This is a genomic window from Natrialba sp. INN-245 (assembly GCF_009807105.1).
Lineage (GTDB): Archaea > Halobacteriota > Halobacteria > Halobacteriales > Natrialbaceae > Natrarchaeobius > Natrarchaeobius swarupiae.
This window is the reverse complement of record NZ_WUBV01000002.1, coordinates 12,683-29,698: the sequence shown is the minus strand read 5'-3', so window position 1 is coordinate 29,698 and position 17,016 is coordinate 12,683. Positions and strand designations below refer to the sequence as shown.

The 17,016-nt window shown below is 67.4% G+C and carries 14 protein-coding genes; 4 read left to right on the top strand and 10 right to left on the bottom strand.

All coding sequences use genetic code 11. The features are described from left to right. Window positions 1-537: 537 nt before the first annotated feature. On the top strand, window positions 538-714 hold the full coding sequence (locus GRS80_RS00505) for a hypothetical protein (RefSeq protein ID WP_160045838.1): 177 nt from the start codon (window positions 538-540) through the stop codon (window positions 712-714). A gap of 72 nt (window positions 715-786) precedes the next feature. Here GRS80_RS00505 and GRS80_RS00500 read toward each other — a convergent pair whose 3' ends face one another. The 3 genes from GRS80_RS00500 to GRS80_RS00490 are packed head-to-tail and all read right to left on the bottom strand — an operon-like array spanning window position 787 to window position 2,782. Continuing rightward, window positions 787-1,491 (bottom strand): energy-coupling factor transporter transmembrane component T, encoded by a 705-nt coding sequence (locus GRS80_RS00500; protein ID WP_160045837.1) that lies wholly within the window; start codon window positions 1,489-1,491, stop codon window positions 787-789. Next, complete coding sequence (locus GRS80_RS00495) at window positions 1,491-2,189, bottom strand: ABC transporter ATP-binding protein (protein WP_160045836.1); 699 nt, start codon at window positions 2,187-2,189, stop codon at window positions 1,491-1,493. Before GRS80_RS00495 ends, GRS80_RS00500 begins: the two co-directional genes overlap by 1 nt. A gap of 8 nt (window positions 2,190-2,197) precedes the next feature. Then, window positions 2,198-2,782, bottom strand: a complete 585-nt coding sequence (locus GRS80_RS00490) for a biotin transporter BioY (protein WP_160045835.1) — start codon at window positions 2,780-2,782, stop codon at window positions 2,198-2,200. 449 nt (window positions 2,783-3,231) lie between these two features. Here GRS80_RS00490 and GRS80_RS00485 point away from each other — a divergent pair, with 449 nt between their 5' ends. Continuing rightward, on the top strand, window positions 3,232-7,527 hold the full coding sequence (locus tag GRS80_RS00485) for a CARDB domain-containing protein (RefSeq protein WP_160045834.1): 4,296 nt from the start codon (window positions 3,232-3,234) through the stop codon (window positions 7,525-7,527). A gap of 51 nt (window positions 7,528-7,578) precedes the next feature. On the opposite strand, the gene GRS80_RS00480 is transcribed toward GRS80_RS00485, so the two are convergent. Together GRS80_RS00480 and GRS80_RS00475 are read right to left on the bottom strand one after the other, a co-directional pair. After that, complete coding sequence (locus GRS80_RS00480) at window positions 7,579-7,866, bottom strand: hypothetical protein (protein ID WP_149081162.1); 288 nt, start codon at window positions 7,864-7,866, stop codon at window positions 7,579-7,581. A 122-nt stretch (window positions 7,867-7,988) separates the two neighbouring features. Then, window positions 7,989-8,441, bottom strand: coding sequence for a DUF5799 family protein (locus GRS80_RS00475; RefSeq protein WP_149081161.1), 453 nt, complete (start codon window positions 8,439-8,441; stop codon window positions 7,989-7,991). Between the two features lie 125 nt (window positions 8,442-8,566). Here GRS80_RS00475 and GRS80_RS00470 point away from each other — a divergent pair, with 125 nt between their 5' ends. After that, on the top strand, window positions 8,567-9,430 hold the full coding sequence (locus GRS80_RS00470; RefSeq protein WP_160045833.1) for a hypothetical protein: 864 nt from the start codon (window positions 8,567-8,569) through the stop codon (window positions 9,428-9,430). A gap of 61 nt (window positions 9,431-9,491) precedes the next feature. Here the strand turns inward: GRS80_RS00470 and GRS80_RS00465 are convergent, their stop codons facing one another. After that, window positions 9,492-9,992: a gamma carbonic anhydrase family protein gene (locus GRS80_RS00465; RefSeq protein ID WP_160045832.1), complete on the bottom strand. Its 501-nt coding sequence runs from the start codon at window positions 9,990-9,992 to the stop codon at window positions 9,492-9,494. 238 nt (window positions 9,993-10,230) lie between these two features. Between GRS80_RS00465 and GRS80_RS00460 the strand changes: the two genes are divergently transcribed. Beyond that, the gene (locus GRS80_RS00460) at window positions 10,231-11,184 is read left to right on the top strand and encodes an AAA family ATPase (RefSeq protein WP_160045831.1); all 954 of its coding nucleotides are present in this window, start codon (window positions 10,231-10,233) and stop codon (window positions 11,182-11,184) included. A 105-nt stretch (window positions 11,185-11,289) separates the two neighbouring features. On the opposite strand, the gene GRS80_RS00455 is transcribed toward GRS80_RS00460, so the two are convergent. From GRS80_RS00455 to GRS80_RS00440, 4 genes are read right to left on the bottom strand one after another with little or no spacing between them, the layout of a single operon-like run. Beyond that, a complete protein-coding gene (locus GRS80_RS00455) occupies window positions 11,290-12,891 on the bottom strand; it encodes a hypothetical protein (RefSeq protein WP_160045830.1) in 1,602 nt (533 codons plus the stop codon). Beyond that, window positions 12,888-14,300: a DUF58 domain-containing protein gene (locus GRS80_RS00450; RefSeq protein ID WP_160045829.1), complete on the bottom strand. Its 1,413-nt coding sequence runs from the start codon at window positions 14,298-14,300 to the stop codon at window positions 12,888-12,890. The genes GRS80_RS00455 and GRS80_RS00450 overlap by 4 nt, the downstream gene beginning before the upstream one ends. Then, window positions 14,297-15,088, bottom strand: a complete 792-nt coding sequence (locus GRS80_RS00445) for a hypothetical protein (protein WP_160045828.1) — start codon at window positions 15,086-15,088, stop codon at window positions 14,297-14,299. The genes GRS80_RS00450 and GRS80_RS00445 overlap by 4 nt, the downstream gene beginning before the upstream one ends. Further along, the gene (locus tag GRS80_RS00440) at window positions 15,085-16,950 is read right to left on the bottom strand and encodes a DUF4129 domain-containing protein (RefSeq protein WP_160045827.1); all 1,866 of its coding nucleotides are present in this window, start codon (window positions 16,948-16,950) and stop codon (window positions 15,085-15,087) included. The genes GRS80_RS00445 and GRS80_RS00440 overlap by 4 nt, the downstream gene beginning before the upstream one ends. Window positions 16,951-17,016: the final 66 nt, after the last annotated feature.

Below are 17,016 nucleotides of genomic sequence, written 5' to 3'. Positions count from 1 at the left end.
CACCAATAACCGTCCGCTCCAAAAACGTTATTAGTAATGGTCATTAATAACTAACCGCCCATCCAGACGGTTCGTCTGGAGGCAGTTCCCCAGCCGTGTGCCATTCCCCTCCCCCCAGAATCGCCCGCGGCCGGGGAAGCAGTCACCGAGGGATCTGTTCCCCCCCTCTCGATCCCACTTTCTCCGAGGTTCGTTCACAGAGCCGGCATAGGGGTGGCTTATTTGCCGTCGACCGCGCGTCAGTCTCGAGTGCTCCGTCCCTGTAACCGGTCGGATTCGGCGAGTGTTCACCGCCAGTCGATGAGCTATCTGTCGAGTGAGGTCGACGGTGGAGTACAGTGACCCTCGCTACCGTCCTGGATCGTTCGCTTTCGATCCTCGGATACCCGCCCGTAGCGTGCGAACTCGTCGGTCGGATCTCGGACCCGATGTCGTTCTCGATCGCGTCGACGGCTCGAATCTCCAAAGGGTGTTTGCTGCGAGGTGCGGTGGATCTTCGACCACGGGCGAGACTGAGCCGCGGCTGCGTGCTAAACGGTGACGTCACGATCGGCCGGCGGACGAACCTCGAGCCCAACTGCGATCTGGTTGCCGATCGGTGACGGGGCCGTCGTCGGTGCGGGTGCCACATTGGACGTTCCCTGCGAAGGGGCCGACGGGATCGATCCCGACGCGTACCCGTCGGCCACGCTGTCGGCTTCGTCCCGTGACTAACGCCGTGGATGGTCGCCTCGAGCCGTCGGCCGTCGCCCCCTCGTTTCGAATCCGACGAACGGTGCGTGGCCGCTACAGGAACGCCGACAGGAGCAAGGCGACTGCGACGCCGAAGGCGGGGAGATCGTCTCTCGAGAACGAGAGCGGCGGGAGGGTTGGGTTCCAGGCGAAACACCGCGCCTGGAGGGCGAGGCTGAGGCGGTCGGCCCGGTCGAACGCCCGCGTCAGCGCCAGCACGCCGACGAGGTGGATGCGTTCGGCTGCGTTGCGCTCGGTTCCGAGTCGGGCCGCCATCGCCTCGCGAATGGTCTGGAGGTCTCCCCGGAGGACGGGGAGGAACCTGAAGACGAGTGCGACGCCGACGCCGAGTACCTGTCCCGGTTTTCCGGGGATCGTTCGCTGTATCGCGGCTCGCGAGTGACGAACGGGCGTCGATCTGACGTACGCCGCGCTGACGAGCAAGATGAGGAGGACGCGGTAACTTGCGCGCGCGGAGGTACTTCCACGCTCGACGTCGATCCAGGGTGGGCCGAGCGTCGCCGCGGCGACCAGTGGCGCGATCGCCAGGATGACGAGCGCGAACCGGTAGGCGTAGAGCGTCTCGAGTGGCGGCACCTGCGTCGCGGCGAGGACGATTCCGGCGACGACAGTGAGTGCGATCAGCGCCCGCGGACTCGTGTGTGCAAGCGCGGTGGCGGCGAAGCCGATCTGGACCGCCAGCTTCGACCGTGGATCGAGCCGGTGGGCGATCGTCTCGGCCGGTTCGTAGGTGAGCATCAGGGGACACGAACCGCGACGTTCTCGAGTCGGTCACGCGCCCGCTCTGGCGGATCGTCGGCGACGAGTCGACCGTCGTCCATCGCGATCACACGATCCGCGAGGGAGAGAACGTCCCGAAGGTCGTGTGTGGCGAGGACGACGCCGGTGCCGTCGGCCGACAGCGACTCGAGGCGGGAGAGTACCGACCGACGGGCGGGATCGTCGAGTCCGGTGAACGGCTCGTCGAGAACGAGGTGGGTCGGCTCCATCGCGAGCGCGCCGGCGATCGCGACGCGGGCCTGCTCGCCGCCCGAGAGCGCGTCGATCCGGTCGTCGGCCCGTCCGGTCATGTTCACGGCCTTGAGTGCGGCGTCGACCCGGTGGTCGATCTCCTCGCGCGGGAGTCCGAGGTTCTCCGGACCGAAGGCGACGTCGGCCCCGACGGTGGCGGCGACGAACTGATCGCGGGGATGTTGAAAGACCATTCCGACGCTCGAGCGGGCGGCGATCAGGTCGTCACAGACTGGACGGTCGTCGACGAGAACCGTTCCCTCGTCGGGCGAGAGCAGCCCGTTGCAGTGGCGCATGAGGGTCGTCTTCCCGCTCCCGTTGGCACCGGCGAGGACGACGAACTCGCCGTCGCCGATCGACAGCGACAGCTCCTCGAGAACCGGAACGTCCTCGAAGGCGTACGAGACGGAACGAAACTCGATCATCGGCAGGGCTATCGGATCTGTGTGATCCGTTTGCTCTTGACGATAGCGATCGCGGCGACGAGCTTGAACACTCCGCCGGGAATGAACGGGAGGACGCCGATGGCGATGGCTTCTCCGAGTTCGAGTTCGAGCAGCCAGGCCATGTAGCCGGTTCCGATCGCGTAGATGAGCAACGTGGCGACGACCAGACTCCCGACGAGGATCGGGAGTGGTTCCTCGGCCGGGTCGCGGAGCTCCCTCCCCCGATGAACTATGAGACCGACCACGCCCGCCGCGATCGCGTACGCCCAGAGGTAGCCGCCCGTTTCGCCGACCAGAACGCCGAGCCCGCCAGTCATTCCGGAGAAGACGGGGAGACCGATCGCTCCCGCGGCGAGATAGAGCAGGATCGAAACGGTTCCCCAGACGGGCCCCAGGTACAGTCCCGCCAGGAAGACGAACAGGGTCTGAAGCGTAACCGGGACCGGTGAGAACGGAATCGGAATGGAGACGAACGCGGTCGCCCCCAGCAACGCCGCGAGCACCGCGGCTCGAGCGAACGATTTGATCACGTCGTCGGCGACAGGATCGACCGACTCTCGGTGGGTTTCCATACCTCCACTCTCTCGTAAACCAGAATTAAAATTTTGGTTTACGACGTGTGGTCTGTAGTCGTCCCGCTCGAGCGATAACCGTTCGAAACCGCGGGTTCCTCTCGGTGCCGGTGACGGTCGCGTAAACTGACGTGTTCACCGAAGCGGTCCAGAATACTCGAGACGTCGACGACTGGGTGTTGCTCTCGACGGCGAGGAGTAACGGACGATTGTCTCATGCGAGCAACTGGAACGACCGAGGCGTTTATGGTCGGATTCGGTTCGTTCACGTGGGACGGATGTACTTCGCAAGCGTGCGGTTCGAACCGAGGGGGAATCGATCGACGGGAGTGACTCGACCGGGTGACACCGCCGGTGCGGGCGGCTGGACTCGTGGTCTCGGAGCGAGAGAGTGGCTGCTTGTCCATCCTGACGCTCCGGGGTTCGCCGGTCGCCCGGAGGTGGCGTAGATGGGTCGTCGTTCGGGGCCCGCCGTCGTCGCGGTTGCGATTCTGATGACCACGAGCGTCGTCGCCCTGCCGTTGCTCGGCGGCGGCCTCGGAGGTCTTCTCGAGGGGGGCACCACGGTAGAGGGTGCGTCGCCGGCGGGAGACGTCGACCTCGAGTCGACCACGGCGGGCAGTTCGGGGAACGAACCGGTCGCCTCGAGTGCTCCGGCTGATGGCATCAGAGCAGACGGTTCACAGACCGGCGACGTTCGACCGCTCTCGATGGAGACGCCGGTGTCGGCGAGCGGTCTGTCGATCAGTCAAGAACACGAGGACGCCGTCGCCGAGGGCGTCGACGACGGGATCGAACTCGCCCAGTCACAGGGCGTCGAGGTGAGCCAGGAGCAACGAACGGCGGCCCTCGAGGGCGCGACCGACGCCGTCGCCCAGTATCAGGAAGCCGACGTCGAACAGGTGCAGCAGGCGACCGCGGGCGCGGTCCACGGTTCGTTGATGCAGGCCCAGGCGGTCGAGGTGGAGCAGGTCCAGTCCGCGGTCGGTGGTGCGGCCGGCGGTGCGCTCTCCCAGCACCAGACCGTCGAGGCGAGCCAGTTGCAGAGTGCGGCCTGGGGCGGTGCCCACGGCGCGCTCGCACAGGAACAGCGCGTCACCGTCGAACAGGTCCAGGTCGCGACGTTCGGTGCCGCGGCGGGTGCCGCAAGCGAGGCCGGCGAGAAGGAAATCGACCGGAAACCGAAGATTCAGGAGGCCGCCCAGGGTGCGGCGTACGGCGTTCTCGATCAGTACCAGCGGATCACCGTCGAGCAGCGCCAGCAGGTGACCCTCGAGCACGTCCAACATGCCGCGGCCGGGGCGGCCGGGGGCGCACTCGAGGGGGCAAGCGAGGAGGTCCTCGAGCAGGAACTCAATCTCGAGGTCGAACAGCACCAGCGGGTCGACATCAAGCAGGTCCAGAAGGCGGCCACGGGGGCGGCGAAGGGGGCGCTCGTCCAGAAACAGGAGGTGACGGTCGAACAGACCCAGTTCGCCGCACGCGGGGCCGGTAAGGGGGCGCTGAAACAGGCCCAGTCGGTTCGAATCGAGCAGGTTCAGCGGATCTCGATTACGATGATCCAGGAGGCCTCCTTCGGCGCGGCGAAGGGATCGATCGAGGGGAGCCAGGAGGCGACCGTCGAACAGATCCAGGCCGCCGCCGACGGCGCCGCACAGGGGACGCTCGTCCAGCGCCAGGAGGTGTCAATCACCCAGATCCAGTACGCGGCGACCGGGGCCTCGAAGGGAGCGGTCGAGTCGGCGATCCAGTACCAGATCGTTGAGGTCGAACAGATCCAGGCGGCCGCCCGCGGGGCCGGCCAGGGAGCGGTGCTCCAGAAGCAGGTCGTCGACGTCACGCAGGTTCAACGCCTCGCCACCGGCGCCTCGAGCGGCGCGCTCGTCCAGCACCAGGAGGCGACGATCACACAGATCCAGATCGGCGCACAGAGCGCGGCCCAGGAGACTGCTCGCGCGATCCAGTACCAGCGGATCAGCGTCACGCAACTGCAGGTGTTGACACAGGAGACCGCAGCCGACGCGACCGCCTACGCGGTGGCCGAGGATACCGACGACGAAGCCCAACTCGTCCAGTTCGTCGAGGTCGAGGTCGTCCAGAAGATCGAAGAGATCGACGAACTCGTGGGAACGGCGACGATCACGTTCTCCGACCAGGAGTCAGACGGCGAGACAGTCGTCGTCGACGCCGTCGATCTCTCCGAGGGTGGATTCGTCGCGGTCTACGACGGGATGGACGTCGGCGCGGATCCCGAGGGTGTCGTCGGGGTCTCGGACTATCTCGAGTCCGGCGAACACGAGGATCTCGAAATTGCCCTCGACGATCCGCTGACCGAGAGCGGACCGCTGGTGGCGGTCGTCCACCACGATACGACGGGCGACGAGACGTTCCAGTACGCCGAGACCGACGGCGAGGAAGACGAGCCGTACGTCGCCGACGGCGGTGGACCGGTGCTCGACGCGGCGTTCGTGACGATAGAAGAGCCGACGGAGCCCGAGGCGACTCTGGTGGTGAGCGACCAGGAGGGTGACGGCGAGACGCTTGTCGTCGACGAGGCGAACGCGTCGGTCGACTACGTCGTCACGGCCGAGTACGACGGCGAACGGGCCGACAGCGACCCCTTCGAGGCGGGTGACGCCGTCGACTCGCTCGAACTCGATCTCGAACCGCCGATCGAGGAGAACACGACCGTCGACGTTTCCGTGCGGGCGCTCGCGGACGACGACGAGCTGGCGAACGAGTCGATCGAGTACACGATCGTCGACGCGCCGCCGGACGATCCCGACGCGACTCTGGTGGTGAGCGACCAGGAGGGTGACGGCGAGTCGGTCGTCGTCGAGGAGGTGAGCGCCGACGTCCGATTCGCCATCGTCGTCACCGACGAAGACGGCGAGCAACGGGGCGAGAGCGTCCCGTTCGACGCCGGCGAGACGGTCGAGAACGAGAGCATCGGGATCGATCCGCCACTCGAGGACGACGAGACGGTCGAGGTGTCGATCGTGTCGCTGGAGGACGTCGACGACGGTGGCGATGAATCGGCGAACGGCGGCGACGACGCGAGCCAGGAATCGGTCGGTAACGATGCCTTCGAAACGTTCTCTGCCGAGGATCGGCCGACGACTCTCGAGACCCTCGACCTAGACGACGCGCCGGTTCTCGAGAGCGAGACGATCGAGTACTCCGTCGTGGACGTGCCGCCCGAGTACGACGTCGAGTTCGTCGACTGCCAGCGCGCGGAGATAACCGGCACCTTCGAGGACGGCGAGACGGTCATCGTTGCGACCAGTTTCTACGAGTCGAGTGGCTTTGGCAACACGATGGGCGAGTACGCGATCACCGTCGGTGACGACGTCGAGGCACCTCTCGAGGGAACGATCGTCTTCGAAATCGGCGAGGAGTTCGACATTCTCGAAACGGATGAGGGGGCGACGGTCGAGGTACCGCCGGGTGAGTTCGGTGCGGCCATCACCGGGATCAGTTCGCCGGCGGCGATTCCCGGCGAGATCGACCATCCGAATCCGGACGCTGCGGACTGTCTCGAGGAGGTCCGACCCGAGGTGCCCGATCTCGACGTCGCCGAGACAGCTCCCACGGAGGATGGGATCGACGTGACGTTCTCCTACGAGAACCCGAACGACGCCGAACTGTTCGTCGACAGCGAGTTCCTCGAGGGGACGACCGAGGACGAGCCGATCGACGAACTCTCGGCCGACGGCGGTGAGTTCACCGTCGAGTGGACACCAGAAGACGACGACGAACGGCTCGTCTGGCGGGCCGGCATGGACCGCTACGATTACGACGAGGACGAGTGGCCCACCGCCGAAACGGAGACTGCCGGCGAGATCGATCCCGGCGCACCGTTCTTCGCCGTTTCGATCCTCGAGACGAACTCGCCCGTCGAGGTGGGTGAGACACTCGAGATCGTCGCGGCGATCGAAAACGCTGGCGACGCGGACGGCACCCAGGAGATCGAACTGTCGATCGACGACGACGTCGTCGACGCCGCGACTGTCGATCTCGGACCCGACGAGACGACGACGGTCGACCTCGAGTACGAGACGGAGGGCGTCGAGTCCGGCGAGTACACGGCTGTCGTCTCGAGCGAGAACGAGACCGCCGAGACGATCGTAACGATCGACGCTCCAGCCGAGTTCGTCGTCACCGATCTGTTCGCGCCCGACACCGGAGAAGCGGGTCAGGAGGTGGAGGTCGTCGCGACGATCGCTAACGACGGCGACCTCGGGGGAACGGAGACGGCGACCTACACCGTCGACGGACAGACGATCGCGGATCAGACCGTCCAACTCGAGGGCGGCGAGTCGACGGACGTGACGTTCACGCCGACGCTTCCCGAAGGCGAGTCGACACACTCGGTCGCGATCGGCGACAGCGAACTCTCGACGACCGTTTCGGCGGACGCGCCGGAAACGGACGAGGCGACCGACGACGGGCCGTTCGAAGAGGATCCCACCGGTGACGGCGAAACCGGGCCCGATCCGGGTGGCGAATCCGAACAGGATACCGTCACCGGTAACGGGCCCGACGCGAGTGGCGACGGTCTCGAGATGAACGATGGGACTGCTGCGAGCGATGCCGCTGTCGGCGACGATGCGGATTCGGACGACAGCGCTGTCGATAACGGAGTCGATTCAGACGAGGCCGCTGCCGGTAGTGAGGAGAATGCGGGCGGCGAGGGCGACAGTGCGGACGGCGCTCCGCAAGGATCGGTCCCCGTCGCTAGCTAACAGGTTCGCTATCGGACTCGCGTCGCGACTCGAGGATCGAGGGGACCGTGATCAGTGCTGGTGACCGGTCGCTTCGCCGAACGTGACGCCGAAGCGCTCCTCGAAGAGGTCCATCACGCGTTCTTCCTGGGCCTCGAGTTCTTCGTCGGCACCCTGGCCGTGGTGGACGAGGTGGTGAGCGCGACTCGCAAACGAGAGCAAGACGACGTCGCCGACGGTCTCGACGTCGCTCTGTTCGCCTTCGGCGACGAGGTCGACGAGACCCGCTGGTACCGTGACTTCGTCGGCGTCGTCTTCGGATTCGATCGAGAACGTCATCGTCTCTACGTCGTCGGACATACCTCTACGGTCGGGAAGCGCGCGTAAAGATGCTGTGGCTTGCGACGGCGGCCTGCTCGCGTGGGTACCGACTTTCCGACCGATGACGGCCTCGTGTTTGTACCGTTTCTCCGGTCGAGCCGTTACTCCTGGTCGACGACCGACTCCCGGACGGAGTCCCAGCGTCCCTTCGCCTCGAGGTGTGACTGTAACTCCTCGGCGTACTCCTGGGTGAGCCGTTCGGCCGCTGCCAGTTGGTCTGCGTGATCGTCGCCGCCACCGCCGAGGCCGAGCGACCCTTTGATGGAGTCGATGAGCCCGCTCGACGAGCCGGATCCGGAGCCGCCGGCTCCAGCCGCGCCCATTCGGGCGTCGACGTTCTCGAGTTCGGGGATGATCTGATCGACGTTGTCGGTGTTGGCGACGATCTGAGCCCGTTCCGGATCGCCGGGGTGTTCGATCTCGAACTCGGTGGCGGTCATGATCAGGCTCCACTGCTGATTCGAGAACTCAGAGCCCTGGATTCGCGAGGAGAACTCCTGGTCGACCGTCATTCGCTCTCCGACGATCCGGTCGGTCCACGACGATTCGCTCATGGCGAGCGATTGGATCGGTGACCGTATCAGGGTTTCCCTCGTCGGGCGACGAGCGGTTCCCTCCCTCGAAATTGACAGCAAGATATATTTTCTCCCCGAACTGTTTCGTCAGTGAGGAGTGGATCATGGACCGAGACGTCGAGGCGGCGATCGACCGTGAACCGTCGACGGAGGCCGCTCCGACGAGACACCTGTACTACGCTCGCATCCACTTCGATTCCGACGAGGCGTACGACGACCGGAAACGGCGGCTGTTTCGCGAACTGGGAAACGCCCTCGACGTCCGGGACAGTTACCCACCTCTCGCGGACGCCGATCCGTCCGTTTCGCTCGTCGAACTCGCGTTCGAGACGGCCGTTCCCGCCTCGGCGATCGTGGGCGCACTCGATCACGAGTTCATTCGCGGCGTCGACTACTGGAAGATCGAGACGGACGGTCTCGAGTCGACGGAGTCGACGCCCTGGCCGAAACCCCCGATCGACGCGCTTGTGGCGGAACTCGAGTCGAGACGCGAATCACGAACCGGTTCGATCCCTCGAGAGTCGGTGGACGACACTCGGCCCGACGCTCGCACCGATCCGCGGGTCGCACGGGTTAGATCCCGAATACACAGCCTCGAGACGGCCATCGGGGCCCTCGAGGAGCGCCTGGGTGAGGAACAGACGGCGCGATACGTCCTCGAGGAGATGCGCATCGACGTCGACGAGGTGCGCTCGGAGTTGTCCCCCGCACCCGACGGGGGAGTCGATCCCCGAACCGACCCTGCCGGCGTCGACCCCGCTGACAGCTCTTCGGACGACCTTCGACGCACGATCGAGGCCCTCGAAAACCGCCTCGAGACGGTCGAAGCGGAACTCGAGCAACAACGCGAGTGGCGGCGTCGCCTCTCGAGGGTGATCGCCGGCGCGAGCGGATCGGAGAGCATACCCGCGAAACGACGAGAGGAATCATCCGCGAAACGACGAGAGGAATCATCCGCGGAACGCTGAACCGGAACGATGGAAAGCCGCAGTTGTCCGGTTCCCTCCGAATCGATGACGCTTATCCGCCTCACTCGATCCGTTCGGCGGATCGGGCATGCCGCTTTGCCAGTTCGGCGTACCGATCGGCCGTCTCCTCGAGACGCGGATCGTCGACGTCGCCTTTCTCCTCGGCAGGTGTGCCGGCGACGAGCGTCGAGGGCGGAATCTCGGTTCCCTCGGTGACGACGCTGCCGGCCGCGACGACCGCATTCTCGCCGACGTGTGCGCCGTCCAGAACGACCGCGTTCATCCCGACCAGCGCGCCCTTGGCGACGGTCGCGTCGTGGACGATCGCGCTGTGGCCGACCGTCGCTCCGGTCTCGAGCGTGGCGTCCTCGTGTAACACCGCGTTGTCCTGGACGTTCGCGCGCGCCCCGACGACGATCGGTCCGTGATCGCCGCGAAGCGTGGTGTTCGGCCAGATGCTCGCTTCGTCTTCGACGATTACGTCGCCGATGACGACCGCTGTCTCGTCGATGTACGCCGAGTCGGCGATCCGTGGTTCCGTTCCGTCGAACGAACGTAACATATCAACCGGTGGCTCGAGGAGGGTCTTGAACGTACCCCTCGAGGCGACCCGTCCGCGGTCGACTCCGGTCCGACCCGATGGGACACGAGCCGTATACTCATACGGTTTACTGTCAGTCAGTATCGCTGCTCTCGGGGAACGGATTCCGGGCGCGACGGTACACAGGGACAGCAATCCGTATCAGCGTTCTCGAGGACAGGCCAAACCGTATATGGGTGTCGGGAAACTGGTCGCTGTCATGAACGTCACGGAAGCCGAACGGGTCTGCGGGGCGGTCTTCGAGGAGATCCGGACGGCGGTTATCGGCGATCCGACGCTGTTCGAGACGATCCTGACGGCCGTCGTCGGGGAGGGACACGTCTTACTCGAGGACGTCCCCGGCACCGGCAAGACGCTGACCGCGCGGACGCTGGCGCGGGCGCTCGACCTCGAGTTCAGCCGGATCCAGTTCACGCCGGACCTATTGCCCGCGGACATCACGGGAACGCACGTCTACGACGAACAGGCGGGCCAGTTCGAGTTCGAGGCCGGCCCGATCTTCGCGAACGTCGTCCTCGCCGACGAGATCAACCGCGCGCCGCCGAAGACCCAGGCCGCCTTGCTCGAGGCGATGGGCGAAAAGCAGGTCTCGATCGGCGGCGAGACCCGTCCGCTGCCGGAGCCGTTTTTCGTGATTGCGACGCAAAACCCCGTCGAGCAGGAGGGGACCTTCCCCCTGCCGGAGGCTCAGGTCGACCGCTTCATGGTCAAGACCGCGATGGGGTATCCCGACCGCGACGGCGAACTCGAACTGGTCGACCGGCGTGCGAGCCGCGAGTCCCGGACGCCCGAAGCTTCCCGTATCGTCGACCGCGAGACCGTCCTGGCGCTGCAGTCGGTGCCGGAGACGGTGACCGTCGACCCCGAGATCCGGGCGTACGTCGTCGACGTCTGTCGGGCGACCCGTGAGGACGAGCGCGTCGACGTCGGCGTCTCCCCGCGGGGCATCCAGCGGCTGTTCGAGGCGGCGCGGGCCCGCGCGGCGATCGTCGGTCGTGACTACGTCGCTCCGGAGGACGTCCACGTGGTCGTCCACCCGGTGCTCGACCACCGGATCGTCCTCACCACGGAGGCCGACGTCCGCGACGTCGATCCCTACGCCGTCGTCGAGAGCGCGCTGAACGGCGTGGCGGTGCCGTCGATGGGTGACTGATCGCCACGGCCTCGCCTGTCCGTCGGCGGTCGTCCGATCGTCCACGGACCATCGTCCGGCGATCGACCGACGATCAGCAAATTCGATCCCACCTCGAGTCGATCGTCAGCCTCGAAGCGACCACGCCACGAACACGACCGCGAGCAGGCCGGTTACGAGTGCGATCGCCGCCGAGATCGGATCGGAGACCGGCGTGTCGGTTCCGATCCAGCGGTAGAGCACGACCGTCGCGCCCGCGACGACGGCCCCCGTCAACAGGGTCCCGCCGACGTGGACGAGTTCGGCGCGCAGCGTCTCTGCGTCCCGACCCAGTTCGGCCCGAACGCCGTCGGCGTACTCGCCAACGTCCCAGAGGACGAACGCGCCGGCACCGGTCACGATCGCGAGTTCCGCTCGGCCGACGACGGCGAGCCCAACCGCGAGGAGGAAGATCGAGCCAGCCGCGAGCGCGCCGCCGATCGCCCGCCCCGGGAGGATTCTGAGCGAACGCAGGAGCGTCACGCTGTAGAGCACCAGCGAGAGAACGCTCAACGCGACCACGAGGATCGACGCCGCGAGCGCGAACGGCGGCAACGACTCGACCAGTTCTACGACCGACGGCGGGGCGCTCCCCTCGAGTGCCGCCGCGGGGTCGAGACCGGGCGCAAGCGCCGAGAGCGCGACGGCGGCGACGACGGCGATCAACGCCGCGCCGACGCCGGGGGCGACGATGCGCGTGAACGCCAGCGCGGCGTTGTGACGCAGGGTCCGGCGCGTCCACTCGAGGACGACGAGCGCGACGCCAGCGACGAGACCCGAGACGAACAGGAGTCGAAGTCCGGGTGCGGTCACGATCAGTGCAGGAACGTATCCGATCGACCACGGAAGCTGGGTCGCGACCTCGAGCGGCGTCGTCGGAATCTCCTCGAGGCGGTCGCTGACCGCCGGTGCGACGAACGCGAGGAGCGCGAGGAGGACGGCGAACCGCAGGCCGTACGAACACGCACGCTGGATCGCGTCGGTGACCGCCGAGAGGCGAGGCTCGCGGTCCGGCGGGACGAGCCGTTCGAAGGGGACAGCGGCAATCGCGCGGCTCACGGCGAAGGCGGTCGCGAACAGGAGGACGGCGAACGAGACGATCGCCCACGAGCCGTCGGCGACGACGAAGACGCTCCAGAGCGTCCCCACGAGGTCCGAGGCGGCCGCGCCTGCCCGCTCCCGGACCGTCGATTCGGGGAGGATCCTGACGACGACGAGGGCGATCACGCCCATCGCGGCGAGCATCGATCCCGTCGCGCCGCGTGCGGCACCGCCGTCTCCGAGCCGTTTCCAGGAGACGAGCCCGGATGACAGCCCCGCGACGACGAGCGCCCAGACGGTGACGCCGGCAAAGCGTCCGGCGCTGCTCGAGGCGACCAGCGCCGCGGCGAGGACGGCCGGTAGAACGACGACGAGCGCCGTGGGAATCGCGACGGCCCCCCCGACCGCCCGAACGAGGGGCCGGTCGCTCGCGAGCAGGACCGTCGCCAACGCGGCGGCGAGTCCCGCGACCGTCGCGAACAGTGCGAGACCGACGCCGACGAGCGCCGAGCCGACGACGACGGCGACCAGAAGCGTACAGCCGATCGTCGCGACGTCGCTCGCCGTCGGCCGAGATAACGCCCGGCGAACCTCGACGAACGCCGACGAGAACGCCGAGCTGCCGACATCCGAGATCCCCTGTCTCATCTGCTGGCACCTCCAGTTACCGTTCGTCGACCGTCCGGTTCGCTGGTCGCCGACCGGTCGGGGTCCGCTGTGTCGGCTCCCGGCGTCGCCGCTGTCCCTGTCCCCGAGGACCGACGCGCCGGCGAGGACCGGCCGGATCGCGAGCCGCGAAACGCCCGCGCGAGGTCGACCGAGATCGGATCCTCGAGGTGCCAGTCGACGACCGTCGCGCCGACGCCCCGGAGGGCGTCGATCCGGTTCGTCCGCCGGAGGCCGGCGATCCGCGCACCCGTCGGAATCGACGCCGACGCGACGCCGGTCGTCAGATCCGGCGTGACGACCGTGACGTCGCGTCCGCGGCTTCGCAACGTCTCGACCAGATCCACCGCCCCGGCGTCCGAAAGCGGCGTACAGAGGACGACCTGTGCTCGGCGCGGGAGCCGGCGCTCGAGGTCGGCCGCGAGCGACGCGCCCGGCGATCCCCCGTCGGTGACCGGCCGGTCGGCAGTCGCGTCGCCGAGTTCGTCGTCCATCCGCGTCCGGACGTCGGTCTCGGCCGACGGTTCGATCCAGGTTCGCCCCGAGAGGGTCGCCACGCCGGTTCGGTTTCCGTCCTCGAGGGAGGCGACGACGCCTCGCGAGGCGGCGTACAGCGTGAGGTCGTACGAGTCGGGACCGCCCTCGAGTGGTTTGCGGTGGACGCCGTCGCGGTCGTCGACGACGAAGACGACCGTCACCGCCCGCTCCTCGCGGTACTCGACGGTCGCGAGTTCACCGGTCCGGGCGAAGCGATGCCAGTCGATCCGGTTTATCGGATCGCCGCGGCGGTACTCTCGGGTCGAGAAGAATTCGATACCGCTCCCACCGTCGTCGGTGGGCGTCCGACCGACGAACTGGATCGTCTGATCCAGGACGGGGAAGGTATCGAGCAGCGTCTCACAGCTGAGTTCGGCGTCGCCGTCGGGGTCGCGTTCGTCGGTCGCGACGCTCGTCGCCGCGAGCGAGCGGGTCCGGTGCCGTACCGGCCCGAACGAGAACTCCCCCCGCGGCGGCGTCAGTTCGTACTCGTGACTGACCGTCTCCTCCGGCCTGACGGCCGTCGCGAACGCCGGCGAGCCGTCCGTGACGGGGACGTCCGCCGGCGGCTCGTCCGCGAGTCGGACGTCGGAGACGACGCGGTCGCCCTCGTTCGTCACCGACAGCGTCACCGTCACCGGCTTCCCCGGTCGCACCCGCGTCTCCTCGAGGTGGCGTTCGACGCGGAGATCGGCGTCGGGTTCGGCGCTCAACTGGCCGACGAGGACGAACCCGAGCGCGACCACGGCGAGAAAGAACAGTTCGGAGACGCCGACTGCGACACCCAGAAGCGCCGAGATCGCTGCGACCACGAGCGCGCCCTGCCACCTGGCGCGGCGGCTCGTCCGCGTCATCGCGCACCCCCGAGGTCGGCGCGAGCGTCGCCGTCGGTTCGGCTCCCGTCGCTGTTGTCGTTTTCGTCGGTTCCGTTCTCGCTGGTGGGCTCTTCGTCTCCGAGATCGATCGTCGCCGTCGCCTGTAGCGACTCGATCTCGTCGATCGTCCGCTCGAGGCTCCGAGAGAAGGGGTCGGTCGCGGTGACGAGATCGAACAGCCAGAGCCAGACCGGCGTCGACGGGCCCGATTCGCCCGCGAGAAACGCCGCCGCGCGGTCGTCGTCGGTCCAGCTTCCGCGTTCGATCGCTCGCGTGGCGGCAGAGCGAGCGACGCCGGCGCGGTTCGCGTACGCCCGTGTCGCGATCGGCCGGAGCGTATCGACGACCTCCTTGCGCGCCGCCAAGCGAACCTCGCGGTCGCCGTCGTAGTCGGTCGCGCGCTCGACGTCCCGCTCGAACGAGTCGCCGACGACGTCCCATCCCCGCCTGCCCGGTGACCGACTGCGAGCGTTCGCTTCACCGTCGGATCGGTCGGCTGCGGTTCGCTCCCCCGAACCGACGAGTGGGTCCACCGGGCGCGAACGGAGTTTGCCCGCGATACCGAGCGCCGGAGCGAACACCACGAGCAACAGGGTCGCGACGAGGACGATCAGACCGGGATCGAGCGACGCGAGTACCGCCTCGAGTGCCGGTACGGTCTCGGTGGCCACCGTCGGGTCGAGTGCGAAGACGAGACCGACAGCGAGGAACGTACCTGCGAGGAGCGTCGCGACGGAGAGTCCGCGACGGGACGGCGTCCGACTCATTCGTCGTCCTCCGAGGCCGTGTCGTCACCGGTCGACTCGAGTTCGTTTCGAAGCCGTTCGCGAGCCGCGTCGGCCGAATCGACGTAGGGTTCGGGATCGCGCTCGCCGTACTCGACGTCGCGGAACGCGTCGGTGATCGTCTCGACCGGGCCGGCGGGTGCACCCGCACGCTTCGCGCTTCGGGCGACGTCGGTGGGGGTCGCGGTCGCGACTCGCGTCCGATAGAAGGTCGATGCGGAGATCACCGTCCCGAAGGCGCGTTCGATCCGTTCTCGAGCGCTCGCGTGCTCGTCGTCCCCCCGAGTGTCGGCGGCGTCGGGCTCCGGCTCGTCGAACAGCCCGATCGAGGATCCCACGTTCCGGGTCCGCGTCCGCGCCGACTCGAGTAGCCCACCGATCGTCGCGAGCACGAGCGCCGGAAGCTCCCGGATCGAGCCGACTCTCCGAAGCGCAGCGATCGCGCGCTCGAGGGCCTGCGAGCAGGCGACGACGCCAGCCACGACGAACGACGCGATCCGACTGGGAATCGACAGCACGGTCCCGATCGGATCGTCCGACCGATAGAGGAGATAGCCGACGATCGCCACCGCGAACGCGAGCCCGACGAGGAGGAGCACCGTTCCCGATACGTCGGGCGTTCCGTCCTCGAGCGCCGAGTCTCCGTCACTGCCGCCGTCGCCGCTCGCGTCACCCGCCGCAGCCGAGTCCTCGTCGAGGGACGTGTCCGCCCTCTCGTCTGTCGCGTCGGTCGACGCAGCGGAGAGGTCGTCCTCGGTATCGGTCGACCCAGCGGAAGCATCCTCGGCGTCGACGTCGCTCAGCTCCTCGTCGACGTCACCGGGTTCTCCACCACCGACGTCTCCGTCGCTCCGCTCCTCGTCGCCGAGGTCGCCGTCGTGCTCGAGCCCGTCAGGGTCGTCCGAATCGACCGTCTCGGCGGAATCGATCGCGTCACTCGAGTCGACGCCGTCACCCGCGTCTCCGTCGGATTCGAGGTCGTCGGGAGATTCGAGTCCGCCAGTGGACTCGGTGTCTGTGTCGTCGCCGACCGACTCGAGCCCGTCTTCGTCTTCGATTTCCGGCTCGAGCCCGTCTGCGTGTTCGCCATCCGCTGTGGTGACGTCGTCGTCGATCGCCGGGCCATCTTCACGGTCGGCGTCCGAGGCGACCTCGTCGCCAGCCGCGAGGTCGTCGCTCGAGTCGGGATCGACGTCGTCGGCCGGAACCGCCTCGTCGCCGGCGTCTTCGATCGTTGACTCCGCACCGTCCGCGCTCGCGGCTGGCCCGTCGGGCTCGTCCCCGCCGGTCAGTAGCTCGCCGAACTCGCCGCCCATCCCGCTGTCGGCGGGTGTTGGGTCCTCGGCGGACCCGTCTGTGTCGACGTCGGGTGACTCCGCGGCCGCGCTGTCGGCGTCTGTGTCGGCGACGGCACCGTCCTCGAGCGACTCGTCTCCACCGGTTAGATCGTCGGCTCCGCCGTCACCGCCGAGTGCGGAAAACAGCGTTCCGAGTCCGTACAGAATACCGCCGGCGACCGTCTCGGCCGGACCGAGATCCCGATCGTCCACAGGCGATCCGTCGATTTGTGGTCCATCAGTCGGCGTCTCCGAAACGGAGTCAGCGTGAGCACTGCCAGCGTCCGGGCCGTTGCCGGAATCTGGATGTGCGGTCTGGCCGTCTGCATCGCCTGCGTCGGGACCGTGACGGTCGTCGATGCCACCCTCTTCCGTCGTCAGTCCGCTCACAGGAGAGTCCGCCGCGAGCATCGGCATCGCACTCGCCGCCAGTACGAGCCCACCGACGGCACAGATCACCGCGATCACCGCGAGAAGACGCCGTCCGGCGTTCGATCCGCCTGCCATTAATCGCGTTATACTAGACGAAACACGCACTTACCTCTTGTTGCACCGTCGATGACCGTCACGACC